Source organism: Coleofasciculus sp. G2-EDA-02 (assembly GCF_040226375.1).
Taxonomy (GTDB): domain Bacteria; phylum Cyanobacteriota; class Cyanobacteriia; order Cyanobacteriales; family Coleofasciculaceae; genus Coleofasciculus.
The window spans coordinates 27265-53433 of sequence record NZ_JAVKEW010000072.1; the positions used below are offsets into that span (position 1 = coordinate 27265).

At 44.6% G+C, this 26169-nt stretch carries 19 protein-coding genes; 16 read left to right on the forward strand and 3 right to left on the reverse strand.

Translation table 11 applies throughout. The features are described from left to right. Nucleotides 1-6: 6 nt before the first annotated feature. Genes RLO19_RS07425 through RLO19_RS07435 form a run of 3 tightly spaced genes read left to right on the forward strand, consistent with a single transcriptional unit; the run spans nucleotide 7 to nucleotide 4299 of the window. Nucleotides 7-1602, forward strand: a complete 1596-nt coding sequence (locus RLO19_RS07425; protein WP_446355179.1) for a restriction endonuclease subunit S — start codon at nucleotides 7-9, stop codon at nucleotides 1600-1602. After that, the gene (locus RLO19_RS07430; protein WP_446355180.1) at nucleotides 1599-3227 is read left to right on the forward strand and encodes a restriction system-associated AAA family ATPase; all 1629 of its coding nucleotides are present in this window, start codon (nucleotides 1599-1601) and stop codon (nucleotides 3225-3227) included. The genes RLO19_RS07425 and RLO19_RS07430 overlap by 4 nt, the downstream gene beginning before the upstream one ends. A 1-nt stretch (nucleotide 3228) precedes the next feature. Continuing rightward, complete coding sequence (locus tag RLO19_RS07435) at nucleotides 3229-4299, forward strand: hypothetical protein (RefSeq protein WP_446355182.1); 1071 nt, start codon at nucleotides 3229-3231, stop codon at nucleotides 4297-4299. Here the strand turns inward: RLO19_RS07435 and RLO19_RS07440 are convergent. Both RLO19_RS07440 and RLO19_RS07445 read right to left on the reverse strand, forming a co-directional pair. Then, nucleotides 4271-4438: a hypothetical protein gene (locus RLO19_RS07440; RefSeq protein ID WP_446355183.1), complete on the reverse strand. Its 168-nt coding sequence runs from the start codon at nucleotides 4436-4438 to the stop codon at nucleotides 4271-4273. The two genes, RLO19_RS07435 and RLO19_RS07440, sit on opposite strands and share 29 nt — an antisense overlap. A gap of 371 nt (nucleotides 4439-4809) precedes the next feature. Then, the gene (locus tag RLO19_RS07445; RefSeq protein ID WP_446355185.1) at nucleotides 4810-5283 is read right to left on the reverse strand and encodes a molybdenum cofactor biosynthesis protein MoaE; all 474 of its coding nucleotides are present in this window, start codon (nucleotides 5281-5283) and stop codon (nucleotides 4810-4812) included. 581 nt (nucleotides 5284-5864) lie between these two features. On the opposite strand from RLO19_RS07445, the gene pipX reads away from it, so the two are divergent. The 7 genes from pipX to cofH all read left to right on the forward strand — a co-directional run bounded on the left by pipX (nucleotide 5865) and on the right by cofH (nucleotide 13228). Further along, nucleotides 5865-6128, forward strand: coding sequence for a transcriptional coactivator PipX (pipX, locus tag RLO19_RS07450; protein ID WP_446335876.1), 264 nt, complete (start codon nucleotides 5865-5867; stop codon nucleotides 6126-6128). Nucleotides 6129-6194: 66 nt separating this feature from the next. After that, nucleotides 6195-6866 (forward strand): YggS family pyridoxal phosphate-dependent enzyme, encoded by a 672-nt coding sequence (locus RLO19_RS07455; RefSeq protein ID WP_446355187.1) that lies wholly within the window; start codon nucleotides 6195-6197, stop codon nucleotides 6864-6866. Between the two features lie 299 nt (nucleotides 6867-7165). After that, nucleotides 7166-7750 (forward strand): cell division protein SepF, encoded by a 585-nt coding sequence (locus RLO19_RS07460; RefSeq protein WP_446355189.1) that lies wholly within the window; start codon nucleotides 7166-7168, stop codon nucleotides 7748-7750. A 51-nt stretch (nucleotides 7751-7801) separates the two neighbouring features. Then, nucleotides 7802-8626: a pyrroline-5-carboxylate reductase gene (gene proC / locus RLO19_RS07465; protein WP_446355191.1), complete on the forward strand. Its 825-nt coding sequence runs from the start codon at nucleotides 7802-7804 to the stop codon at nucleotides 8624-8626. Between the two features lie 113 nt (nucleotides 8627-8739). Further along, nucleotides 8740-9699 carry a glycosyltransferase family 2 protein gene (locus RLO19_RS07470; protein WP_446355193.1) on the forward strand — a complete coding sequence of 320 codons (960 nt, stop codon included), beginning with the start codon at nucleotides 8740-8742 and terminating at the stop codon, nucleotides 9697-9699. Nucleotides 9700-9770: 71 nt separating this feature from the next. Next, a complete protein-coding gene (locus RLO19_RS07475) occupies nucleotides 9771-11771 on the forward strand; it encodes an ArnT family glycosyltransferase (RefSeq protein WP_446355195.1) in 2001 nt (666 codons plus the stop codon). Between the two features lie 302 nt (nucleotides 11772-12073). Then, on the forward strand, nucleotides 12074-13228 hold the full coding sequence (gene cofH / locus RLO19_RS07480; protein WP_446355196.1) for a 7,8-didemethyl-8-hydroxy-5-deazariboflavin synthase subunit CofH: 1155 nt from the start codon (nucleotides 12074-12076) through the stop codon (nucleotides 13226-13228). Nucleotides 13229-13337: 109 nt separating this feature from the next. On the opposite strand, the gene RLO19_RS07485 is transcribed toward cofH, so the two are convergent. After that, nucleotides 13338-13562, reverse strand: a complete 225-nt coding sequence (locus RLO19_RS07485; RefSeq protein ID WP_006102707.1) for a helix-turn-helix transcriptional regulator — start codon at nucleotides 13560-13562, stop codon at nucleotides 13338-13340. Nucleotides 13563-13816: 254 nt separating this feature from the next. Between RLO19_RS07485 and RLO19_RS07490 the strand changes: the two genes are divergently transcribed. The 6 genes from RLO19_RS07490 to RLO19_RS07515 all read left to right on the forward strand — a co-directional run bounded on the left by RLO19_RS07490 (nucleotide 13817) and on the right by RLO19_RS07515 (nucleotide 26166). Further along, entirely contained in the window at nucleotides 13817-14260 is a 444-nt protein-coding gene (locus RLO19_RS07490; RefSeq protein ID WP_446355197.1) for a hypothetical protein, read from the forward strand. Nucleotides 14261-14497: 237 nt separating this feature from the next. Continuing rightward, a complete protein-coding gene (locus RLO19_RS07495) occupies nucleotides 14498-17887 on the forward strand; it encodes a DEAD/DEAH box helicase (RefSeq protein WP_446355199.1) in 3390 nt (1129 codons plus the stop codon). Further along, the gene (locus RLO19_RS07500) at nucleotides 17884-21633 is read left to right on the forward strand and encodes a UvrD-helicase domain-containing protein (protein WP_446355201.1); all 3750 of its coding nucleotides are present in this window, start codon (nucleotides 17884-17886) and stop codon (nucleotides 21631-21633) included. The genes RLO19_RS07495 and RLO19_RS07500 overlap by 4 nt, the downstream gene beginning before the upstream one ends. A gap of 241 nt (nucleotides 21634-21874) precedes the next feature. Then, entirely contained in the window at nucleotides 21875-23611 is a 1737-nt protein-coding gene (locus tag RLO19_RS07505) for a DUF3352 domain-containing protein (protein WP_446355203.1), read from the forward strand. Between the two features lie 290 nt (nucleotides 23612-23901). Beyond that, complete coding sequence (gene ccsB / locus RLO19_RS07510; RefSeq protein ID WP_446355204.1) at nucleotides 23902-24978, forward strand: c-type cytochrome biogenesis protein CcsB; 1077 nt, start codon at nucleotides 23902-23904, stop codon at nucleotides 24976-24978. A 252-nt stretch (nucleotides 24979-25230) separates the two neighbouring features. Then, nucleotides 25231-26166 (forward strand): KGK domain-containing protein, encoded by a 936-nt coding sequence (locus tag RLO19_RS07515; protein WP_446355206.1) that lies wholly within the window; start codon nucleotides 25231-25233, stop codon nucleotides 26164-26166. Nucleotides 26167-26169 lie beyond the last annotated feature (3 nt).

Here is a 26169-nt window from a genome sequence, read left to right on the forward strand (position 1 = left end):
TGAGGCGTGAGTAAATTACCTCCGGGTTGGGCAATAACAACAATCTCAGACATCACTGAATACTTATCTCGTGGCAAGCAGCCGAAGTATGCGAGTTACAGTAGCCTTCCAGTCATTAACCAAAAAGCAATTCGATGGTTCGGCATTCAGAACGAATATCTTAAGTATATCGCTCCTGTTCAGTTTGATAAATGGGAACCAGAACGATTCATCCAAGCTGGAGATATTCTCTGGAACAACACAGGGACAGGAACACTTGGACGAGCGTGTTTAGTTAAACAACATGATTTAGAACCCCCAAAAGTTGTAGATAGTCATGTCACTATTGTTAGACCTAATCGGGCAGCAGTTGAGTCTCGTTTCTTGTTCTCTTGGATTCAAAGTTCTGAAGTTCAAGAAAAGATTGCAAGTCTTGCTACTGGTGCAACGAATCAAATAGAACTTAGTCGAGCAACGATCGCTTCTATGCGTATTCCGATTGCTCCTCTTAATGAACAAAAACGCATTGCGGATAAGCTCGATGCATTACTTGCACGAGTGAAGGTTTGTCGCGATCGCCTAGATCAAATTCCTCGCATTCTCGAAAACTTCCGACAAGCCGTGCTTGCAGCAGCAATATCAAGAAAGCTAACAGAGGATTGGCGTGCAAAGAATGATCTTTTATCTATACAAAATGTCTTTTTAGAAGATGTTTTACTAGAAATAAAAACCGGACCATTTGGCAGCACCTTGCATAAAGCTGACTATATTTATGGAGGAATTCCAGTTATAAATCCTATACATATTAATAATGGCAAAATAACTGAATCCAGTGAGATAACAGTCTCTGAGAAAAAAGCAGATGAGTTAGCAGATTTTAAGCTTAGAGCTGGAGATATTGTTATTGCACGACGTGGTGTGATGGGTCGTTGCGCTGTTGTACAACCAGAACAGGAAGGATGGCTTTGTGGTACAGGTTCTATAATTCTTAGGGTTCAATCCCAAATCCTACCTAACTATCTTCAATTGTTCCTATCTAGCCCCACTACTGTTAAAGCTTTAGAGGCAAATGCAATGGGTTCAACGATGATAAACATAAACCAAAAAATTTTACTTTCACTTCAACTTACACTGCCGACTATTCAGGAACAGCAGGAAATCGTTTGTCGTGCTAGCACTCTTTTAACCTATGCCAATCGCATTGAATCTCGCTATCAAAATGCCCTTACACGAGTCGAGCAGCTAACACCTACTTTGTTGTCTAAAGCATTTCGTGGTGAGTTAGTGCCACAAGATTCTAATGACGAACCCGTTTCCTTGCTACTTGAGCGCATTCGCGCCGAACGTGCAGCACAACCGAATAAACCAAAGAGAGTTGTCAATCGCAGTAAATCCAATATGACCAAGATATCTAGTCAATCGCTAAAAAAGCTCATTCATCAACTCCCTAACAACACATTTTCATTTGATGAGTTGTATAGTGATATTAATAAAAAAATGAGTGGAGATTATGATGCAATTAAAGATATATTATTTACATTGCTTGATGAATCTGAGCCAAGCATTATCCAGATATTTGATTCAGAAACGAAGGCAATGCGTTTTATGAGGAGGTATCAATGAAGCTTTTGCGAGTCTGTATTATTGCGGCTGAGACTTGTGGTGGATTGCTGGATGATGTAAATGTGGGATTGCGAAGCCCGTTGAATGACTATTCTTCATTTGATCCCTTGTGCCTTATTGGACCCAATGGCTCAGGAAAATCTCAGTTTTTGCAGGTGATAGCCGAGATATTTCAGTCAGTATTTCATACTTGTATTAGTGAGGAAGAACGTATTGAAGGTAATCCCGATCTTCAATTTGAAATTGAGTATTTTATTTACCCAGAAGAGAACCAGCCGCCTATTCGCGTCCGCATATCACGGGAAGCTGTTGACAGGAAACGTCCACCCCTGATAATCCAGAGAAGGGAGGAATATGATTGGATAGATTGCGATCCGAAAGCTCCTGAAACTCATACCTTACTGCCTCAAAAGGTGGTTGGTTACACATCAGGTAATAACGAAACACTCAGTCTACCTTTCCTGGTAAGCCGCAGTGGATATGCAGATGAAGTAGGGCGCAGAGCATTGAAGGTAGCAACCCGGAGTCAATCTGTTCCTGATACTCGCTTGATGCTGATCGACTATGAAACGCATCTTGAAGTTCTAGTTGCTAACCTTCTACTCGGTGAAGGTTATCAACGGGAGGCACTTCTAAAGGAAGCACAACTGCAAGATTTACATTCATTTCGTTGTATCATTCAACTGGCACATCAGAAAAAAAGCCAGAAAAAAACTAGACGTAAGGGCATACAATTAACTGATGAACTTGAGACTTATATTGATCAGATCCAGCGATGTGCTACCTGCTATACCTACGATGATAAAACAGAAACCTATATATTCGATTACTGGATTAATGAGCATACGAGAGAGGCATTTCGTTACTTTTGGGGTAATGCCCTTAATCTTTATTCGTCATTTCACAAACTTGCCATGTTAAATGACTTAGTGTTATCAAAGAAGACACGCGATCGATTTCGGAGAGATACAAGAACAAGACGATTTGCTTCGCGGCTTCCTGAACCTCAAGATGAAGATAAGGTTTTTCGATTTGAACGAGTTATATTTCGTAAACAAAAGACTGGCGAAGAAATAAATGAGGAAGAGGTAGATTATGTATCGCTTTCTGATGGTGAACACCAACTTTGTCAGCTTCTCGGTATGTTTTGCATGTTGTCGTCTCCTAATATACTTTTTCTACTTGATGAACCTGAATCCCATTTCAACCCACAATGGCGGGTAAAATTCATTTCTCGCATATTTGATTTGCCCACAAAGGATGGAGATCGCCGAAAAGCCTCCAGAGCAGCTAGGCAAGACTGTTTGCTGACAACACATGCCCCCTTTATTCCTTCAGATATGCAAAGAGAGAAAGTTTTTATATTTAGTAAAAATGAACACGATAAGATCCAAATTAACAATCCCGATATTGAAACATTTGGATCTACATTTGATACGATTATCGAAGAATGCTTCCGAATTCGCCCACCTATCTCTCAACGTTCGCGTGACAAAATTGAAAACCTTATGAAGAGTGATAATCCCGAAGAAATTCAAGCAGGAATTCAGGAATTGGGAGACTCTGTAGAGAAAGCATTTCTTTTCGATCACTTGCGGCAGGTAAGAAATAGGGACGGAGTTTAGAATGCTTTTTGGTTATCCAATTGCAGCGACAGCAGAGAACTGGCTCCACGAGTGCTTATGTGAAACTTTGCAATTAATCCATACCTGCATAGAAACAGGGAAATCACCACCAGCATGGCCTATTTTAATTCCAGAAACATATCGAAATAGATTGCAAAGACGTACAGGTCTTAAGAATAGGCTGGAGACTTATCAAACAGCATTAGCAAAGCTTAATGCCAAGAAGCGCCAGCAAATCTTACAAGCACTTAATGATCAAAATAAGATAGCCCTTCTTTTGTCTTGCCAACATGACTGTGAGACAATTCAAGATTTACCTCAAATCATTCATAAACCAGTCAGGGATCTCTTTATTTACGCATTCGAGATTCTGAAAGAGGAAGATTTAGGAATTCGCGATCAGCACTACAAAGTAATCTATGATGCGGTTTCTGATCACATCTGCCCCTTTTGTGGATATGAGGACTTCGATGCACCAGGGGCACGCCGTGAAGCATTAGATCATTATCTATCAAAAGAAAAATATGCTTTTGCGGCGGCAAACTTACGCAACCTTGTGCCAATGGGAAACAAATGCAATTCACGCTATAAGCTGGCTCAGGATATTCTTAGAAAAGATGATGGTACTCGTCGTAAGTCATTTGATCCTTATAACCACGGAACGCTTACGGTGTCCCTCGATAACAGTCAGCCTTTTGCTGGGAAACGCGGAAAAACTGGAGAGCAACTACCAAAATGGAACATTGATTTTGGCTCTAATTCTGAAGAAGTGGCGACTTGGGATGATGTGTTCCACATTCGAGAACGATATGAACGAGATGTATTGAATGAAGGATTTACTTCTTATCTGAGAGAATTTGGAAATTATTGTAAGTATGGGGACTCTGTGCCTACTTCTACTGAAGAATTAATTGATGCTATTAGAAAATATACATCATATCAAGAAAGTAATGGATTCAAAGATAAAGCGTTCTTGAAAGCGGCTGTATTCCGAATGCTACACAGACATTGCCAGAATGGCGATGAACGACTTATTCAGTTTATTAAGAATGTTGTCGGTGTAAGCGTTTAGTGCGATCGCGGTTTCCTGACGATGCTCTTGAACGTACTATTTCGACTGGCGTTTCGACTAGGGCGGCTTCGATGTGCGCCACAGTATTTATCACTACGATAGCGCCGCCACAGCAGCAACACCTAAGGAATCTGGTCATTTTGTTCTTTGGTGAGTTTTTGTTCTTTGGTGAGTGTGGGGTAAAGGGTACATGTGAGGTTGGACAGAATGTTCACCTAACCCGCTCTTGTTGGGTTACTCTACCCTTCGGCAACGCTAAAGGTAAACGAGAAAGCTCCGCCTACGTTCCAAGAGCTCAACCTACTCCGACAAAGGTGACAAGCAGCATGAATTTCCCCTCTATTGGGCGCGATCGCTCTCCTTTACTCACCTGAACCTACTTCGGGCTGTTCGACAACGGTTTTGGGGTTAGCCTGATTTGACAAGAGTGAAGCCAACAGACAAATCGCCATAAGCTGTTGCTCTCGCAGCACAAGCTATCTTTTTTTGTCAATGTGTCAGTCTTGAAACCTACTGATTCATTTGTTCACAAGCGCCAATACTCACCCAGGTACTGGCGCCATCTGGATTGTGTTCTTTTTTCCAGATGGGGGCGTTATGTTTTAAGGTATCAATGGCATATTTACAGGCAGCAAAGGCTTCTGAACGATGGGGACAGCCTACAGCAACTAAGACGCTAATTTCGCCAATTTGTAGGCGTCCGATGCGATGGTGAATGACGACGCGATTGACGTCAGCCCAAGTTCGTCGAATGTCTTGGGCAATGGTGGCAAATACGCGCAATGCCATGGGTTCGTAGGCTTGATATTCCAGTGACACAACGGGTTTGCCGTCAGTTTGGTTGCGGACGGTGCCACTCATGACGACGACTGCACCATTGGCGGGATCGTCGGCGAGGGTATAGGCATCGGCGAGGGATAGGGGGGCAAAGGTTATGGCAAAGTTATCATGGGTTTGCGGTTTTTGGGGAGAGGCTATAGACATGGTTACTTTGGGCGTAGATGGAGAATATTTTATTTGTACCGCACAGGTGCAGGGAGATTCACCCTTGTGGTAAACAGAAATGACTGACAACCTTGGCAGTAGCGATCGCGCCCTTACTTAACTTAATGGTACGGCTGTCGTCGAAAAGCCCAAACAACCACGTACCCGTAATAAGCCTTCAACCTTGGCACCCTGGAGCCTTGGAGCCTTTCGCTATATGAGTTTTGGCGTAAAGGTAGCAAGCAGCGAAGCGGTTTGATCTCGGCACAGGGAACAGGGAATCGGCAACCGACAGAAAACTCATAGGTCTATTGTGCTTCTTAGATCCACAACAGCTTATACAATGACCAGAGGATGCCTTAAGCAATGCTAAGCGTGATATAACGATTTGAGGATGGTAGCACTGTGAAGGGCTGCGGTGAGTTTGGGGGAATCAATAATAAGCTGTAGACTAATTTAGCTGATCTGTCGATGACCTATTGATAATTGTGCTTAACAATGACTAACCTATGCGACATCTCCTCCAATACTCATTCTCTTATGTCCAATCTGTTGTTTAACAGCTCTATCCCAGGGTTTTAATGGAAACCTATCTAAATCATCCCACCTTTGGTTTACTTTTTCGTGTTTGCATGGTTGAAGAGAACCAGGAACTGTTCACCACTCTCTACGCCCAGCGCCTATTTTTTTTGGTGACGACTGGCTCGAATGGTTTGGCGTTTGAACCGATTAGTCGTTCAGATGCTCGCCATTTAGTGGAAAATCGTCTCCGCATTCTCCGTCGTATGGGTGCATCCAAAGATTTTGAGCAGCTTCAGAAAATTCATAAGCAAACGTTCCAATGAGCAGTAGCCGTTGATTTTTGGATGATTCACTCTCTCTCGTGACTCCCTTATTGCTCATCTCAAATCATGACAGGCTCAATTACAGAACGTATTGCTCAGATTCGCCAACAGCTACCGCCAGACGTGCGGTTAATTGCTGTGACTAAACGAGTGTCGGTAGAGGCAATACGCCAAGCCTATCAGGCTGGCGTGCGAGATTTTGGCGAGAGTCAAGTTCAAGAGGCGGCGGCTAAACAGGAAGAACTTCAAGATTTGCCTGACATTACCTGGCATTTGATCGGACATCTTCAGAGCAATAAGGCGAAAAAAGCCTTAACTCAATTTCAGTGGATTCATTCCTGTGACAGCCTCAAGTTAGCCCAGCGACTGAATCAATTCGCCTCTGAGTTCGCCGTCAGCCCCCAAATCTGTCTCCAGGTCAAAATTATGCCTGATCCTCATAAGTATGGTTGGACGATACCGGAATTGCTCTCAACTCTACCTGAACTGGATCAGTGTAAAGCGTTGCAAATTAAAGGGTTAATGACGATTCCACCTTTGGGATTGTCCTCCCAGGAAACTCTGGGTGTCTTTGAGCGGACTCGTGATCTGGCTAATGAAATTGGACAGCAAAATTGGTCGAATTTGCGAATGCAGCAGCTTTCTATGGGAATGTCAGAGGATTATGCCCTAGCCGTTCAAGCGGGTGCAACGATGGTACGACTAGGGCGTACTATTTTTGGTGAACGTGGGGATTAAGTAGGCGAGGAATGGAGCGATTAATCAGCATCATGAGTAAGCAACTGCTGTATAGTGCCAAAATAACTCTTATGATAAGTATTGTCTTGTGAGTAATTCCTGGGTATTTTCGCCCCTATGGGCATAGAACTACTCGTTTGACTAGAAGCGAGTGGTATACTAAGGGCTTACTTTTAACAAGCTCCGGTGGTAGGAAATGTGAGGCGATCGCGGGGTGAAGCTAGCCGTTTGCTTGGAGTTTCGGTCGATTCTAGCGCTTCCCCCGACAAATCCTAAAGTTGTGATGGAGAGTAGATCCAATGAACAATATTTTTAACAAGCTGCGAGATTTTGTGGTCGGTCCTAATGATCCCGAATATGAGTATGAATACGAGGATGTGGATGGAGAGACGTATCAAAATCTATATCAGCAAGAACCACCTATGCCAGCGCCTGCGGAGGAAGAACGTCCTCCTCGACGTCGGGTTCGGGAACGTCCCGTTGTAGGATCGGATTCAGGAATGGGAGCGGTAAACATGAATAATGTGATTGGTATGCCGGGAGCGGTAAACGGTATTTCGGAAGTCGCCGTCATCGAGCCACGTTCGTTTGAAGAAATGCCCCAGGTGATTCAAGCCCTGCGAGAACGCAAGTCTGTGGTTTTAAATCTAACCATGATGGACCCAGATCAAGCTCAACGAGCCGTGGATTTTGTCGCGGGCGGAACGTATGCGATCGACGGTCATCAAGAGCGTATTGGTGAGAGTATTTTCCTGTTTACACCAAGTTGTGTGCAGGTTAGCACTCAATCAGGTGTAATTCACGAAGTTTCTGAACCAACTCGTGCGCCACGTTCAGCGCCTCCTCCGAGTTGGACGTCTGAGCCGGATCGGATGGCTCAGTAATCTAATTAAAATTGTCGAGAATCGAATGTCCGTTCATTCAAGGAAGGGTGGGTGTCTATCAAGCTTGGCATAATCGGCGGTGGGGTAATGGGAGAAGCGATCTTATCTCGCCTAATCGCTCAGCAAGTTTATCGCCCTGATGATGTGCTCGTCAGTGATCCCCAAGCACAGCGACGAGAGGTTTTAAGGCAACTGTATGGGGTGAGAGTGACCTCGGATAACGGGGCGGCGGCGGAAGCTGAGGACATTTTACTCTTGGCAATTAAACCTCAAGCGTTTAAGGCGGTAGCGAGTGACTTGGCGTTGAACTGTAGCAATACTCCTCCCCAGAAAGAGAACCTGCCTCTAGTAATTTCGATTTTAGCGGGTGTGTCTCTCAGGAAACTTGAAGCCGTATTTGAGCATCAGCCAGTCATTCGGGCGATGCCAAATACGCCAGCAACTGTAGGGGCAGGAATAAGCGCGATCGCACCAGGAAAAACCGTCACCCCTAAGCACCTGGAGGGGGCAAAAACCATTTTTGGCGCGGTGGGCGACGTGGTAGAGGTGTCGGAATCCTTAATGGATGCGGTAACCGGATTATCGGGATCAGGACCGGCTTATGTGGCAATTATGATTGAAGCCTTAGCCGATGGGGGTGTAGCCGCCGGATTACCGAGAGCGATCGCGTCTAAATTAGCTCTTTCTACGGTATGGGGAACCGCACAACTGTTACAGGATAAACAAATCCACCCCGCTCAACTTAAAGATCAAGTGACGAGTCCGGGTGGCACTACAATTGCTGGAATTGCTGAATTGGAGCGTGCCGGTTTCCGTTCAGCACTTATAGAAGCCGTACAAGCCGCTTATCGGCGCTCTCAACAATTGGGTCAATAGGATCGTCATTGGTCATTGGTCATTCGTCATTTATTTTATCTTCTGTGGGTCTTATAGCTCCCCCAAGTTAATTGAGGTGACATCGAATTACCTAAATTAACATTTAACAGACGATGCCGCCAAAGTATTCTTGGATCATTCCCATCTATAACGAAGAAGAAACCCTCTGGGAAATGTATCGTCGGATCAGCGCTGTCGCCGATCGCATGGATGGGCTTGTAGAATTTATTTTAATTAATGATGGCAGTCGCGATCGCTCAGTACAGATTATCCGAGAACTTCACCAGCAGGACAAGCGAGTCTGTTATCTGAGTTTGGCACGCAACTTTGGTCACCAGATTGCTGTAACGGCGGGTCTGAATTTTGCCCGGGGTCAGGTTATTGTGGTTCTAGATGCTGATTTGCAAGATCCACCCGAGTTGATCCAAGATATGGTGGAAAAGTGGCGACAAGGCTATCAAGTGGTTTATGCTCAGCGCATTAAACGTCGTCAGGAACGTATGTTTAAGCGCTTCACCGCTTATGTATTTTATCGTCTACTCAAGTCTCTCGCCGAGGTGGATATTCCCACAGATACCGGTGATTTTTGTTTAATGGATCGGCAAGTCGTTGATCTGCTCAATGCCATGCCAGAACAAAACCGCTACATTCGAGGCTTGCGATCGTGGGTGGGTTTTCGGCAGACTGCCATTCGGTTTGAACGTGATCCCCGTTTTGCTGGGGACGTTAAATACACATTTCGTAAATCCTTGGCGTTAGCCGTGAACAGTTTAGTCTCGTTCTCTAAAGTACCGTTACGACTATCCACCTATCTAGGATTGCTGTCGGCGGCATTAGCTTTATTCATGTCGGTGTTAGTCCTGTACTGGCGTTTAACCTCACCTAATTCCCCCTTAACTGGATTTGCCACGATCGCGATCGCCATTTTCTTTCTGGGATCAGTTCAGCTAATCAGTATCGGCATATTAGGCGAATATATTGGGCGAATTTATGAAGAGGTCAAAGCCAGACCCCTTTATACCCTAGCCGAAGTAGGTGGTTTTCCTGATCGCTCTAGATCCCCAATCCGTTAATTGTGTCAGCAATTCTATCCCTGGTTAGTCACAGTCTACAAGATAGAAAATTAAGACTATTGGTTTAATTCGTGAACGGAATCATCAATATGCTGGCTGGCTTACCTTTACTCTCATTATTGCTTCTATTTCTAATTTTTCAGCATCCAGGTCAAAACTGGCGGGGTTCTGTCTTATCCGCAGCGATTGTCTGGGGAGTTTTGATCACGCTATTGACTGAGACGTTGAGTCTATTTAGAGTCTTGACATTTAGTTCAGTGTTGGTTTTGTGGCTAATTACAGATATAGCCCTCGGTTTTATCTATTATCGACTGGTTAAGAGAGGTAAGCGATCGCTAAATTTCCCTGAACGCCCCAAACTAACCCCAGTCTCGCTGGTTTTGCTGGGCGGTGTCGTCTGTATCGTGGCGACAGTTGGTTTAATTGCTGTGGTAGCGCCGCCAAATAATTGGGATTCTATGACCTATCATCTGGCGCGGGTGGTTCATTGGATACAAAATCGCAGTGTTGCCCATTATCCCACCTACTATTCTGCTCAATTAGTTCACCCCCCGTTTGCCGAATTTGTGATCATGCACTTACAGATTCTCAGTCGGGGCGATCGCTTGGCTAATTTGGTGCAATGGTTGAGTATGGTTGGCAGCATTATTGGTGTATCCCTAGTTGCTAAACAACTGGGTGCAGATCAACGGGGACAAATTTTTGCGGCGATTTTCTGCGCTACGATTCCCATGGGAATTCTGCAAGCGTCCAGCACTCAAAATGATTATGCTGTCGCTTTTTGGCTAGTTTGTCTTGCCCATTATATTCTGTTGGCATTGCCCGAAAAAAAGATTCCACTTCCCTTAGTTCTCAGTATTGGCGCTAGCTTAGGACTGGCTGTTTTTACCAAGAGTTCAGGCTATATCTATGCCTTTCCTTTAATGGTTTGGTTTTTCCTGGTGAAACTAAACCGCTTACGCTGGAAACTATGGAAACCAATAGGTATCATTACTCTTATCTTCTTAAGCCTGAACTTTGGTCATTATTCACGCAACTTTAATTTGTATGGAAATCCCATCTCTGTAGCTGAATATTCAGCCGACTATAAAATAGAAGTATACAGCCTGCCGACCTGGATCTCCAATATTATCAGGAATCTTTCTCTCCATGTTGATATCGTTAGATACCTAGGACTACAGGATTTTATTACGCCGATTACTGGGAGCAGCCACAAATTAATCAGTATAATTCATTCAGTGTTGGGCGTTGATATGAATGATCCGCGAACAACCTGGCCCCTAAATTCCTATACAGTTCGGGGTCTATCCTTTGATGAAAATGTTGCGGGAAATCCCCTGCATCTATTCTTTATCGCTTTAGCGATTATAGTTTTTGTATTTAATAAGGAATTAAGAACGGAAAAAGATGTAATCGGTTATGTCCTGGCATTAATTGGTGGCTTCTTACTCCTTTGTTGGATGCTGAAAATCCAACCTTATCAAAGTCGCCATCATCTTTCAATCTTTGTACTCTTTTCGCCTTTTGTCGGTTTAGTTTTTGCCAAAAGCTGGAATCGCCATGTTTTAATGATGGTGGCTGTAATTATGCTCGTGGCATCAATTACCTTTGTGGTTGGTAATAAATACCGACCTATTGCAGCCGAGCAAAATATATTCAACACCAACAGCAATGAACTGTACTTTACTAATCGTAAACATCTCAAAAAACCCTATTTCGCGACTCTTGATTTTCTTAACAAACAAAACTGTGAAACGATTGGGTTATCTCTAGGAGGTACACCTATACCATCGGGGACATTTTGGGAATATCCATTTTGGATACTTTTGCAGGAAAATAATCCTCAAACTATTCGGTTTGAGCATATTTTACATCCGGATAATCGCTCTCATGCAAAATCGAAGATATATCCCCACAATAATTTTAATCCCTGCGCCATTATTGCGGTTAGAAGTAGTAAAGAGGAACCCATTAAAAAAATGGTGTTTCAAAGTAGTGCTTATGTCAGCGCTTGGTCAGCTAACTCAGACCAGATAAATGTGTTAATTAAACAGAGGGGAGAGGTAAAATAATTGGTAATTTCCAACTTATAAAAAAGGTCGGTTTTTGTTGATATTTATTGGTGAGATAGGGCGGGTTTTGTTGTTCATTGATTTCAGCAATAGCTGACTTTAGTTCCTAAACCCGCCCCTACAGTTCCTAAACCCGCCCCTACAATTGACCCTTCGCTTCGCTAAAGGGCATGCTAATGACAAAGATGCGATGGTGCAAGCCCCTGCGCCTTCAGCCGGGGGAGTCTCAATGATTACTAGCTCGATACTCTAGGGCATAGTAGTATCAAGATGAATGTTTCCCTGTCTTTCCCAGATACCCCGTGATTACCAACTCCGTTGATGCAATTCTTAACCGCGCCCTAGCTGGTGAAGACATTTCTCCAGATGATGGCGTCATTCTCCTACAGCAAACTGAACCGACTGCTGTGGCGGCGATTCAGGAAACGGCTGACCAATTGCGCTACCATCAAGCTGGCGATCGCATCACCTACGTAATTAACCGTAATATTAACTTTACCAATATTTGTACTCAGCACTGCAGTTTCTGTGCCTTCCGCCGCGATGCGGGTACAGAGGGTGCTTATTGGTTAGATTGGGGGCAAATTCTGGAAAAGACAGGGGATGCGGTACAACGGGGGGCGACGGAAATTTGTATGCAGGGGGGCTTGAACCCAGATGCAAAAATTAAGGGTGCGGCTTTACCCTATTATCTGGAATTGGTGCAAACCATCAAGCAAGCATTTCCCCAACTGCATCTCCATGCTTTCTCCCCCCAAGAAGTCCAATTTATCGCTGAACAAGATGGATTGAGGTATGCTGAGGTGATTACCGCACTACAAGACGCTGGGGTTGGTTCAATGCCAGGAACAGCAGCTGAGGTTTTAGATGATCAGGTGCGGCGCATCCTTTGTCCGCAAAAGACGAATACGACAACATGGTTAGAGATTGTGGGAACGGCACATCGATTGGGAATGCCTACCACTAGCACCATGCTTTCGGGTCATATTGAAACCAAGCAACAACAAATGGGGCATTTAGCCAAGCTGCGATCGCTCCAGCAACAAACTCGCAATCAAAGCTACTCCGGCTATATCACTGAGTTTATTCTACTGCCGTTTATCGGTCAAGATGCCCCTAAACCGCTACGTCAGCGTGTAGGGCGAGATCAACCGATTCTCAATGATGCCCTATTATTAACGGCTGTGGCGCGAATTTTCTTGGGTAATTGGATTACTAACCATCAACCAAGCTGGGTGAAATTGGGTCTTGCTGGTGCGAAAGAAGCCCTCAGATGGGGCTGTAATGACATTGGCGGCACGTTAATGGAAGAACATATCACCACCATGGCAGGCGCTCAAGGGGGAACCTGTATGGAAGTTGAGACGCTTCAGGACGCGATTCGTTCGCTAGGGCGTCCCTACCAGCAACGAGATACACTTTATCGACCGATGCTACAGCAGTTTTCAGTTGCATAAGCCCAAAGGGGAAAAAAATTCCGAAAGTAGGGGCGCATAATCGCCTAAACCCTTAATATACCGTAGGGTGGGCACTGCCCACCAGAATACGAGGAACGTGCTATTCGTTCTAAGATCGATTTTCTGTCGCTTCAACCAGTTCCGCCATAGAACAATTCAACATCTCGATCAAGCGCTGAACCTGAGCCACTGTCAGGCGAGGTGGATTTGAACTCGTCTCCCACACGTAGATTGTTTTTTCCGTCACTCCCAACTCCATCGCCACTTGTCGGCGAGTTAAGCCAGCACGGTTTCGCAATTCCATCAAAGTTACTTGATTACTTGCTTCAGTCATTCTATACTGAAAGGTAATTACTATAAGGTATAGATAAAACGGTAAAAACAAGAGATACACTAAAGAGCAGACGACTCGGAAAGCAATCGCCCCTAGACCTTCTGAGTTACCCGTTCTTTCCTCAGTGTCTCACCTTGTTCACCCGTTATTGTCAATTACGACAGTGAGTCTATACCGCACCAGAAGCCAGCGCCTCGACCGACCAAGTTTCCGCGCTGGCTCTGGCTCCCTCATACAAAGGAGATGAATCTATTATGAAACATACTGACTGGCTGCGACTCCACCGAGAAGGAGAAAGCATTTGCGCCATCGCCAGAGAACAGGGGTATCTGTGCTACAAACAAGCCCATCGCCTATCTTGGAAACTGCACAAACCGGGTCAGATCACGTTCTATCTGTTAACCTGGCTCCCTGCGCCCATAAATGAATGGAATTTGTTACCAAACAATACCAACCCCGAAAGAACCCAGCTTTACCGGATTATCCAGCAAGCCTTAACTAAGCAACAAACCAAGGAGACGAAACGACAGATTCAAGCCTACAGCTATCCTTGGACAATTGTAAGGTTACTTCCCGACGCTCGTCGCTACACCGTAGCCCGGTTCTACAATCGACAGGATGCTTGGGATCATTTGAAGTTGTTAAATCGATTTATACCTGCGGCGGAATTTGAAGTGGTTTTCGATGTACCTGACTAAAACTAGCTGATAAATACTCCTGTTACCGTTTTAGATAAGGTGGGCAAGAATTCCCTAGCTTGAAAAGCTGCAACATAGAGAATTGATTCATCTTGCCCACCTGCGCCACCTTCCCCATCTCCATCAAAATGCTACTATGCACCCCAACCGGGTATCAGGATTGGGTGATGGATTTTACCAAGATACATCTGAGTGAGGTTACAATTGACGGTTGGGTAAAGTAGGAGTGGACAGTCGATGCAGTCTACCACGCCAAAGCGATACAAAGCAATACAAGTTAAAAGCTGGCAAAATATTTGTAACCGAGGGTTTGGATACTTTGAATTCGAGACTCGTCAATCAGTCTGGTTTCATGTCACATCCCTACCTAAAACAATTAGTCCCTGGTTTAGGCGTGAATCTGATCAGAAACGTCTACTACCTGTTGTCTCTTTTATTATTATTGACACAGACAAGGGAAAACAAGCCGATGATATCCGCTTAGAATCAGAACCCTCTGTTCAGCTTATCTGGCGCAAAGGAGATGACTATGTTTCTCTAGCTACAGGAAAAAAAGGTGTCATTTTGCCCGGTTATGAATTTGGTCAGAGTGACTTCTTTCACTGTGAAATTTTCCCAATTTTACCCGGTTGTGAAGATGCCAACGGCATTGACTTTGTGGCTATCCCTCGTGAATCTTTTATCCTCGGCAAAGATAAAGCAGAAGCAGTAGGAGATAGGCAAGTATTAGCCGATGGTTTGGTTGAGATGTTTCGTCAACCGGATGCTTATTCAATTGATGATCCTATAGTTTGGTTGAAGCAGCAGCTTGAGGAATTTAACCAGAGTTTTGCGTTTTCCCTTTCCCTACATGCCAACACGCAAAACAGCTTAACTCGCTTGATCCAGGAGCGATACTCGACCATTTGGTTGACGGATAAAGTTCAAAAATTAGCCGTCTATTTTCCCAAAATACAGGAAATCATCTGGTCAAAAAAACAAGAAGAATGGAAAAATAATAGTATTGCCCTAGACATAGAATCAGATGGGCAGAGAATCTGGCAGTTTGCTTTATGGGAACCGGAAAAACAACCAGTCAATTTAAATGCTGGACAAAAATTGTCGGATGAAAATGTTCGGCGTGAGTTTGATGAATTGACGGCAGGAAAAAGAGTGATTGGGCATAATATCAAGGCATGGGACTTAACTATTTTGCGCCAGAAAGGTTGTGATGTTGACAATGTTGATATAGTTGACACTCTTGAGGAAGAGATGAAGCTTTGTCCACTGCGTCCCTGCTATGCACTCAAGACAAGTCACAAAGCGACTGAAGATGCTGAAAAAGTGCTGGAACTAGCTATTAATCAGTACCAACGCCGTGATGAAGCGCCAGAAACCATTCGCGAAAAAGCTAATCAAGAATCTGATTCATTTTTCCTACATTCTGAGACACCTCTATGGATGCAGGAAATCAAGTCACTCTTAAACCGTAAATCTAAAACTCTGATTATTGGACCCTCCGATTACGCGGCTACTTTAATGCAGCCGCCCAAAGCTCAAGTTATTCAACCCACAGCAACACCCATTTCCTTTAAGGAAGGTGGAGAGGAACTTTTTCAGCGTTATGTTGAAGATGTTAGAAAAAATGGCTATAGACCCATTGCTGAACTCGCTCCGGCTATTTTACAGCAAAATTGGACATTGGGCGAAGAGACATCAATTCCAGATATTCCTACTCATGTTAATGTTGTCTACTGTACCTTTGCCAATTACGCCCAGATCAATATCCGGAAAAAAATTGAAGCTTGGGGCTTTAATAAAAGTTATTTGCTATTTCCCGAACTAATTCCCTTTGATTCTCGGCGTTTGCTCCGAAACCTGACGTCTGAAGAAGAGAATGAAAGAATTAATGATCAGGGGTTGTGGACGCGCTTTGGCGTCGGACGCAGTTATGTTTCTCTGGAAAGGCTTGGTCTTAAAAAAGAAGTTTTATTAAAGGAAAATGATGATTGCCAAGGGCTAACTCACTTCTGGTTAGAGAAAACGATTAAAGGAAGAATTAAACTGTGGGGATGCTTAACTAAAGCCTATTTTGAAGATCATGTCCCTAAACCGCAATACCATCCCATTATCAAAGCTAACCATTCAGGTAAGTGGTTTATACCAGGAGAAAAATCTTTAGACTGTCGGAGGATACCGGAAACGCCTTCCCGGGCTGATTATTGGCATAATCTTTTGCCATTTATCTCCCATTACTGTGAAAAGCCCGGTTGTATTATATTAGCGGTGACTGAATCTGAGGAAATTTATCCGCTTCATCAGCTACTTGAAGAACTGTCTCGTACTCGCAAAATTAAACGTGATACTATCTTAAGTTATGATAAAAATCAGGAAGATTTACGCAGAACATTGCGGCGACTGACGAAATCTGAAAATTCTCTTTTGCTTGTTCCTGTGCGACTACTGGAAAAGGTGGTTTGGGAATGGCAATCTGTCTCCGAAATGAGTTCGGCTCACCTAACTATTTTACTGGAATCTTTACCCCTTCCGTTGATTCCTATCCTAGATTTATTCAAGTTACATTCTGCACCATTGAACTCCAGCCTATCTGAAGGGGAACTGGGTGAGAACGAACAGAATCCAGATGGAGAATCCAATAATCCTGAGGATGCAGATGATGAATCTATATTAGCAGAATCAGAAAATGGAATGCCGTCCGCTTTATCAGAGATAAAAGTTAAATGTCCCAACCCAACTGATACGATCAAGGCTTGCATTCCGGTGCTGATAAAAACTGCCCTGGGATTTGCCAATAACTCCTCGGTTCGCTTAATTTGCCTTGATCCTCGTTTAAGATCCGCTAACGTCAAGGAACACAATAATTTTTGGCAGAACGATGATTTAAATTTAAAGGAAGGGCGAACCTTTCCAGATACCCTGGAAACAGTAAAATCTTATTTTCATCAACCTGAACCGTTTAAACTCCCTGACGAGAAAACTTGGAAACCAGCAATAGAACGAGTATTTATTCCAACTGATTGCCAACTAAGCGATGAGCAGATGAACCATCTCCGAGCTATCCTCCCACGGAATGATCTAGATCATCTTTTTATCAGCCTTCCTACAGGCGGTGGAAAGTCTGTTCTTTTCCAAGCGCCTGCACTTTATCGAGGATATCACACTCATCGTCTAACAGTGGTCATTTCACCCCTGAAAGCCTTAATTAAAGATCAAGAGCGATCGCTACAAGAAAAAGGCTTTATTAATACGGTAGACGGGTTAACTGGAGATTTGACGCGGGAAGACATAGAAGAGTGTTATCAACGGATTCGCACCGGAGAATGTTTACTACTCTATACAGCGCCAGAACGGTTCCGTAGCCAATCGTTTCGAGAAGCATTAGAGGAACGTTTTTCCAGAGACGGTGAACCCGAATATTGGGTTTTTGACGAAGCTCACTGTCTTTCGCTTTGGGGGTTAGACTTTCGCCCTGACTATTTTTATGCCGCTGGCTTTGTAACTGAGCAACGAAAACGTGGCAGAAATGCCCCAATTCTTATCCTCTCGGCGACGCTCACTCAGCAGGTAAAAACAGACTTAGAAACTATCCTAAAACTAAATCGTTCAGCATCAGCAGATCAGCCATGAATTCTACCAATATTCCGGTTCAAAGCTATCACGGCTTGGAGTTTCACCCGATTCCCCCAGAACAGTCTAATGATGATAAATATGCCCTTAATGAAATTTGTACGATTTTGGCGGCTGAGATGAACCCAGCTAAAAGCAGGGCAATTATCTTTATCAATAATCGACTTAAATGCGAAGAGTATGCAGATAAGCTTAATCAGCAATTCCAGGAAGCGGGACAGCGTAATTTTCGGGTTGGTTTTTATCATGCAGGAATGAAACCCGAAGCCCGCCAAGAGACTGAGGAGGAGTTTAGAGAGGGCAAAAAAATTGTAATTTTGGCAACCAAAGCATTTGGGATGGGCATAGATGTTCCTAATATTCATTTTGCCTTTCATTTACAACCGCCGAATTCACTAGAAGACTACCTGCAAGAGATTGGAAGAGCTGGGAGAAACGAGCAGAAACGGCAAGATGCTGAACTTCGAGATAACAAAGTACGCTGCATTCTCTTCTACAGTGAAGAAAGCTTTGCTAAGGCGCGATCGCAGATGCAGAGAAACCGCTTACACTGGAGTAATATTGAGGCAATGCGAGTTGCGATCGCGGATTACCAAACCCAATTCGCCAACCGCTCCAATTCTTTGATTATCCCGGCTGATCTGATTACAGAATCCGATTCGCTAAAAGATAAAACGAATCCGGAAACAACTCAGCGAATGTTGCTTCATTGGCTAGAAAAATTAGGGCGAATCGAGTTGGGCGATCGGGTAGTTTCCCACATTGACCTATCACTGGGAGTCGCTACCCAGTCAACTCACTCCAGCTTATATGAACGGATACGTGATCGGGGAGGGACAATAGAAAAGTGGGTCAGTCTTTCACTATTGGACATTCAAACCTGCTTAAATCTCAATAGTTTTAGTGAGGTTTTTCAGGAACTGTTTCGACTGCATCAACAGGGTATCATTTGTTGGCATCGTCATTTCCGCATCAAAATGACCAAGTTTGGTCAAACGGAAATGGCAAGTGACAAAGATCAGTTATGGTTGAAAGCTTATCAATTCCTATTGCAGTTAATCGGTGAATGGCGACAAAAAAGCTTGAATGTGAAAATAAGTCAATCTGACATCGAAAAAAGGTTTACTCAGAAAGCTAGTGAACTTTTCCCCCGATCGAATGAGTCACCCACTCCAGAGGAACGGCGTTTCCTCAAATCTTGGACTCCGATGGTACGTTTACTCAATAAATTAGATGGCATTAAAATACGCACTCGTTTAGAGCGAGATATTATTTATGATATCCGAATTCAGTCGAATGATCTGCACAAGGAACTCGATCAGATTCAGAAGGTTTGCCGACAGATTTTACCTCTGATCAAGCAAGGACATGAACAACAAAAGACCATTAAACTGGGTGACTTGATGCAAGCCGCCACGATCGATAATCCTGACCGTTTAAAAGCCGCTCTGTACTGGCTCAGAAGTCTGGGTTATATTGCTTATCAGCAGGATTTTCTGCCAACTTCACTCAGCGTTAAAATACAAAAGCGATTTACTGAAGCTGTTTTAGAAGAAGACGTAAATCAATCTGATAGTCAGATTCAAGAAGAGTTTAATAATTACTTTTTACTCAAAGAATGGCGATTAAATGCCTTGGCAACACTAACAGAAGTTCCGGAAAGCCATCAAGGTAATTTCATAAAAGACTATTTTGCTTGTAAAACTATTGCCGAAATTAAAGATTTGATTTTGAACCAATTATCCGGCAATAGTCGATTGGGTCAACAACTTCGCCAAGACGCTTTTGAGAAAGCAATAGCGGAATTAAACAAGGAGCAAAAAGAAATTGTTGAGGCTTGTCCGAGAAACTCTCTCATTGTTATAGCTGGACCCGGTACAGGCAAGACGAAAACACTGTTGCTATGTGTGGCTTATCTGATTGTAAAGCAACGGGAAAATCCGGCAGATATTCTTGTGCTGGCGTATAATGCAGCCGTCGTTGCCGAATTGCGATCGCGCCTAAGCCGACTACTCCGTGATTTAGGCTATGCTAGCGCTTATGGGAGTCTACCTATCTACACATTTCATGGCTATGTCCGCCGCACTTTAGGCAATCAGTTGGATGAAAATTGTTCTCTAGAAGACTATCCAGCCAAGTATTTGGAAATCACGCAAACGAATAAAAGCCTAATTAGACCCGATAGTCGTGATGCTCCCCATTATATTTTTATTGACGAATATCAGGATATAACTCAAGATCGCTATGAAATGCTCAGGCGGATCAAAAGTGACAATACTAAACTGATTGCCATTGGGGATGATGACCAAAGTATATACGGATACGAGCGCAAAAATGGGAAAGAATCTAAGTCATCTGTTTTTTATTTTGAACAGTTCGAGAAAGACTTTGAAGCCCAACAAAAAAGTTTGTCTATAAACTATCGCGCTCTCTCACCACTTCTCCAGGTAACCGAAGCATACATCAGCCGAAATAGCCATCGTTTGCGACAAAACCAACTTCAGTCTGGACGTAGGGATGAAGAGACATTAACAGGAGAAGTTAAGCGAGAAAAAGCGAATAATGCTCATCTTCAAAAGATTCTCGAAGCAATTGATGAGCTATTAAAGCGTCCTCATCTTTATTCTCTTGCCGTTCTCTTCCGGACTAATCCTGAACTCTACCGCGTCTTAGGTGATATTCGAGATCGGTTTGGTAACAGAGCTTATATTAGAGTTCAAGGTGGGCGAGAGCGGTTTGCTGATCTACGTGAAGTCGCTGTTCTGTTGGATCAACTCAAACAAAACCCGGAACAGAAAATTGGGTCATTCGCAGTAAACATCGAAGAGCGCACTCAGGAGTGCCTGGAACCGTATCAGGGAGTATGGAGTAAAAGCTCCTATGAATTTTTGGAAAAAGCGGCTTTATCATTTGAGGAGAGCTATTCTCCTGATACACCGATCTCAGAATTTATTGAACAGATTGAAGATATTCGCCATCTGAGCGAACTCACCTGGTTTTCTAAGCAATATCAACAGCAAAATCAGCCAGGAAAGCCAGAGATTATACTCTCAACCATTCACAAAATTAAAGGATTAGAGTTTGATGCTGTACTAATTCCGGCTGCCGATTGTAGTAAAGATATTTCGGAAGAGGAGATTGAAGAAGAACGACGGGTGCGTTATGTTGGCATGACACGAGCGCGGGATTATTTGCATTTAATCGAGGGGGAGCGTGAAGAACGATTAGCCGCAGGAGAAACTATTAAGGCTAAGGAAAATGGGCAGCTAGGCTTAAAGTTTGATTCAGGTGACAGTTATGTACCTGATAATGAAGTAATGTTCACTCTTTTTACCTTCGCTAATGATAAATATGCTAGGTTTAACACGCGGCGAGAACTCACAAATGGAAAGGGTGAGAGGTTACAGGATGTAATTTTCCAGCAAATCGGTGAAGGTGATCCATTAGAATTAATTTGGGACAGGGGAAGAAACCAAAGCTATTACCATCTTTTTCACCCGATACTGAGAACCAAAATTGGCAGAGTTACGCCAGAAAACTCCACCTACATTCGGCAATGGTTCCCCAACCAGAATGGCTTACAATTACAAGGTATTCGCGTAACTAGCATCTCGCGTTTTCGTGTTCCCAAGGAAGGCGAAAATGGATTTAAATTCAACCAGAATCTGTGTCAATCCGTGTTGGCGCAGGGATATTACTACATCGTCAACTGTGCTGGATACTTACGATCTGAGGATGATTTCTAGCCCAACATTCGATAACAGATGTAAGAAATTTTACCTAGGGAATTAATTCAAAACCCTGTCCGACTAGCAAGGGCGAAGGATCAAGTCGGGGCGGGTTTAGTCACATCAGGGTGAAGTCAAAAATGATAGTGGTAAAACCCGCCCCTACACACGCACCATATCCCATTAGCGAAACGAAGGGTCAAAACACCTCTCCCCTGCTAAATTAGCAATAACACTGCAAGCGCGATCGCGTCGGTTCATGGTTAAAAAAAATAAACTCCTTCCACGATTAGCGTTGACAACAGTCGTTGTGCTGATTAGCGGGAGTGTCATAGCCTATTCTCTGTTCGTACAACGTAATCTCTGGCTAGAAAATGCACCAGTGGGGGCAAAACTCGTCCCTCAAGACACCCTGATCACCGCATCGGTGTCTACAGATCCCGATAAATGGCGACAATTGCAGGAATATGGAACGCCCACCACTCAAGCCGCGTTGATGAAACAACTCGCCCAACTGGAGAAAAGCCTACTAACAGATAACGGCTACGACTACCAGAAGGATATCCAACCGTGGGTAGGGGAAACGGTAATGATTGCCTATCGGAGTGATAGTACATCTGCACCAGAAACAGAACCGGGGCAAACCTCTTCTGTCGGATTACCGTTGATCAAACTCCCCGACTTGATCCTCTTACCCATTGACAACCCCACCCAAGCCAGACAAATCTGGGATAAAACCAAGACACAGAAAGTCACCCAATTTGGCGAGAGAAGCTATCGCGGGGTTCAAATTCGCCAAACCCAAAAGGAAGGTAGTCAAAACTATTCAGTCGCCGTCTTGGAGCGTTTTGTCGTGGTTACGTCAAATCCCCAAACTATGAATCGGGTGATTGATACCTACAAAGGTGCGGCGTCTGTGGCGGCTACACCGGGATATATTGAAAATTTGGCTAAAATTGACACCGCCCAGGGGTTTGCTCAAGTGTACTTAAACCTACCCGTCTTTACCGCAACCGCCGCCGCCAACTCCACGCGGGAGCTTCCCCCGGAACAGTTGGCTCAAAGCCAACCCCAGCAAGGGCTGGCGACAACTCTATCCTTGGAGTCTGATGGGATACGTTTTCGCGGGATTTCTTGGCTCAAACCCAATAGCCAAAACACCTATCCGGTAGAAAATACCAGTAGCCGCTTACCCAGACGCCTCCCCGCCAATACCCGATTAATGCTCAGTGGTAGTAATTTAGCCCAATTGTGGAAGAGTTATGCCCAAAATGCCCCGTCTAATCCCCTGATCCCCATTCCCCCGGCGAATCTAAGTGCGGGTGTACAGACAATCTTGGGTTTAAATGTCCAAGAGGATTTATTACCCTGGATGGCGGGGGAATGGGTAATCGCTCTCATCCCCGCAACTGAGGATTTGCTCATCCCGCCAGAAAATCAGCCGCCGCCAACCCTAGGGGCGGGTGTAGCCTTAATGATTTTATCGAGCGATCGCGCGGGTACAGAAAAAGCTTTCCAGCAGCTTGATCAAGTCATGGAAACGCGCTATCAGTTTACCGTTGAAAACACCCAACTCAATAGTCAACCTGTGGTGCAGTGGATCTCTCCCCTAGGGGGCGTCACCGCTACCCATGGCTGGTTAGAAGGGAATATCGCCTTCCTCACCTTCGGCGCACCCATTGCTAATGCCATTGTCCCTCAACCTCAAGCCCCCTTGACTCAAACGCCCCTATTTCAGCAAATCGTACCCACAAAACCTAGCCCCCATAACGGTCAAGTTTTCATTGAGGTTGAGCGTACCTTAAATCGAGATAATTTAAATCTGCCTCAACTTCCCCCTCAACTCAATGAGATGATTCAGGCAATCCGTGCGATCGGTTTTACGTCGGCAGTTGAAGACCAGCGCGATACACGCTTTGACTTATTCGTCAAGCTAAAAACAATACTACCGTCCAATCAAGTTCCGGTTCCTCCTTCCGCAGTACCATCCCCTTAACGTTTCCAGATGAGGGCAAGAGGGGCAGGGAGGGGAGTTCTAGGAGCCAATTTGTAGGGGCGGGTTTGACCGATAACGTTACTCCAGAAACCGCTAACTTGACTAAACCCGCCCGGCTGGGGGAATGGAGTATAATCTCCTTCTTTCCCTCTTCCCCTCTTGCCCAATCCCCAAGAATCCAGAAAATCGTTATGATTAGGTTTTTCGCCTCTCGTCAAAGGCAGCAATCCCGATAGGATAATAGTAACGCGGCAATTTATTTGCAAACGATTGAGTCGAGAAGCATATTTATGGATCTAGTTTCACTCCAAAACAGCTTAGATAATATTTCATTTGCAGTTCTCCTGGTAACCCTGCTGATTTATTGGGTTGGGGCGGCGTTTAAGAACATTCCCTATCTGCCCACCTTGGGGGGAACAGGTATGATCATCGCCAACCTTTGTATCGCCGCGTTACTCGGCGCCCGTTGGTTGAATGCAGGTTATTTTCCCTTAAGCAATCTCTATGAATCGCTCTTTTTCTTAGCCTGGGGGATCACAGCGATGCATCTGGTAGCGGAAAAAATGAGCGCGAGTCGTTGGGTGGGTGTGGTTACATCCCCCGTCGCCATGGGAATTACCGCATTTGCTGCCCTGTCACTACCTGCGGATATGCAACAGGCGGAGCCTTTAGTCCCGGCGCTGAAATCAAACTGGCTGATGATGCATGTCAGTGTGATGATGCTCAGTTACGCGACACTAATGGTGGGAGCACTTTTAGCGATCGCCTTTTTAGTCGTGACTCGTGGTCAAAATGTTGAACTGCGAGGTAGTTCTGTCGGTACAGGTAGCTATCGCCGTAAGGATAACTTGACCGGGAATGCTTCCTATCAGTTAAAACGGAATCAGGATAACCTCCAGCCCCAGGTGAGTGGCGATAATGGGGCAATGGCGATGAGTTGGCAAGACTTGTCTGGTTCCACAAGTACAGCCGTTCTAGATGCTGTCACGTCTGCTCCATCCTCCGCATCAGAGTTGCGTCACGCACCCACCCTTTCTCCCCAACGTCTAAACTTAGCGGATACGTTAGATAATATTAGCTATCGGATTATCGGGCTAGGATTTCCGTTGCTCACAATTGGCATTATTGCCGGTGCAGTTTGGGCAAATGAAGCATGGGGTTCGTATTGGAGTTGGGACCCAAAAGAAACCTGGGCATTAATTACCTGGTTAGTGTTTGCCGCCTACCTTCATGCTCGCATTACCCGAGGCTGGCAAGGACGCCGACCTGCTATCCTAGCGGCAACAGGATTTGTTGTAGTCTGGATTTGTTATCTTGGGGTGAATCTATTGGGTAAAGGATTGCATTCCTACGGCTGGTTCTTCTAGGGATTCCAGGACTGATCAACGCGACGACCAAATCGCTTTCCCGTTGTCGGGGGAGCGCCAAACAATCGCCGTGTCAGGCGTCAGTTGAACGGATCGATCGTGCTCAAACGACTCGCTCCGTTCAGGAGCGAGTAACTAGATGCAATAATCCCCCGCATTTATGCGTGGGGAGTGTCAATCCTAGGTGATCCAGCGAATGACCCAATTTGTAAATCATGATTAAGCACAAAAGTAGAACGTTAATCGGGGAAAATGGGCGTAGATAATCAGTTTGAGCCACTTGCTAGTGGTGAAGTCTTATCCGTTGACGAATCAGCGCAAATCTTAATTGGGCATCATACCTTCCGAGTAGGCGAATTGGCAGACGCGCTCAAAACGCAGCTTGAGTATGGGTTAAGTGAATGGACTCAAGACAAGGATGCCTGGTTTAGCGAGGAGGGTATCTCCTGTGAAGTCTTGCGATTTAGTTCAAGTGGCTGGCAAAAAGGCAAGGTGAGAATTAATCTGGAATTTTGTCCTCAGGTGGCTGAGGATGAGGAGCCAGTAGAATCGATCAGTGGGGAAGATGAGAGTGAGGATGAGTCCGCTTTGGCAGACTCCTCAACCACCATGGATCAGGAACTCGATTTAGAGCAGCCGTCTATGAGTCTGGATGAGGAGGAGTATGAATTATCTGCCTTCAGCGATGAGGAGCAACAGGAAGACCGCCCTAGTGAAATCTATGATGAGATGGAGCAAAGGGGGGCAACTTTCCCAATGGAGGAATTAGAACAGGAAGAGCCACCTTTTAATTTTGAGGATGACTTCGAGGAAATGTCTCCCAGTGCGGAGGAAACATCAGTTAGCTTTGAGGATGACTTCGATGAACTCTCTGCTGGTGATGAGGAAGACACATCAGTTAGCTTTGAGGATGACTTCGATGAACTCTCCCAAAGCATTGAAGAAGAGTTGGAGATGGAAGAGGAAAGCACCAGTAATGATGAGGAGTTACTAGATCTGGGAGCGATTGCCACAGAAAGTGATGAGGTACTTGATTTTGGTCAGTCCTCTGCTAGTGATGAAGATGAGTTTGATTTGAGCGATTTATCCTCAAGCTTCGAGGAGGAGGAGAATGATAATGATACAGACTCGCTTCTTGATGATGTTTGGCAAGAAATGAGTCAAGAAAGTTGGCGAAGTAATCAGTAACGT

Coding starts and splice junctions, on each gene's coding strand:
- RLO19_RS07430 (WP_446355180.1), top strand. CDS start 1,599: ATGAAGCTTTTGCGAGTCTGTATTATTGCGGCTGAGACTTGTGGTGGA.
- RLO19_RS07515 (WP_446355206.1), top strand. CDS start 25,231: ATGGGCGTAGATAATCAGTTTGAGCCACTTGCTAGTGGTGAAGTCTTA.
- RLO19_RS07495 (WP_446355199.1), top strand. CDS start 14,498: ATGCAGTCTACCACGCCAAAGCGATACAAAGCAATACAAGTTAAAAGC.
- RLO19_RS07490 (WP_446355197.1), top strand. CDS start 13,817: ATGAAACATACTGACTGGCTGCGACTCCACCGAGAAGGAGAAAGCATT.
- RLO19_RS07435 (WP_446355182.1), top strand. CDS start 3,229: ATGCTTTTTGGTTATCCAATTGCAGCGACAGCAGAGAACTGGCTCCAC.
- RLO19_RS07505 (WP_446355203.1), top strand. CDS start 21,875: ATGGTTAAAAAAAATAAACTCCTTCCACGATTAGCGTTGACAACAGTC.
- RLO19_RS07500 (WP_446355201.1), top strand. CDS start 17,884: ATGAATTCTACCAATATTCCGGTTCAAAGCTATCACGGCTTGGAGTTT.
- RLO19_RS07455 (WP_446355187.1), top strand. CDS start 6,195: ATGACAGGCTCAATTACAGAACGTATTGCTCAGATTCGCCAACAGCTA.
- RLO19_RS07440 (WP_446355183.1), bottom strand. CDS start 4,438: ATGACCAGATTCCTTAGGTGTTGCTGCTGTGGCGGCGCTATCGTAGTG.
- RLO19_RS07445 (WP_446355185.1), bottom strand. CDS start 5,283: ATGTCTATAGCCTCTCCCCAAAAACCGCAAACCCATGATAACTTTGCC.
- ccsB (WP_446355204.1), top strand. CDS start 23,902: ATGGATCTAGTTTCACTCCAAAACAGCTTAGATAATATTTCATTTGCA.
- RLO19_RS07470 (WP_446355193.1), top strand. CDS start 8,740: ATGCCGCCAAAGTATTCTTGGATCATTCCCATCTATAACGAAGAAGAA.
- RLO19_RS07485 (WP_006102707.1), bottom strand. CDS start 13,562: ATGACTGAAGCAAGTAATCAAGTAACTTTGATGGAATTGCGAAACCGT.
- pipX (WP_446335876.1), top strand. CDS start 5,865: ATGGAAACCTATCTAAATCATCCCACCTTTGGTTTACTTTTTCGTGTT.
- RLO19_RS07460 (WP_446355189.1), top strand. CDS start 7,166: ATGAACAATATTTTTAACAAGCTGCGAGATTTTGTGGTCGGTCCTAAT.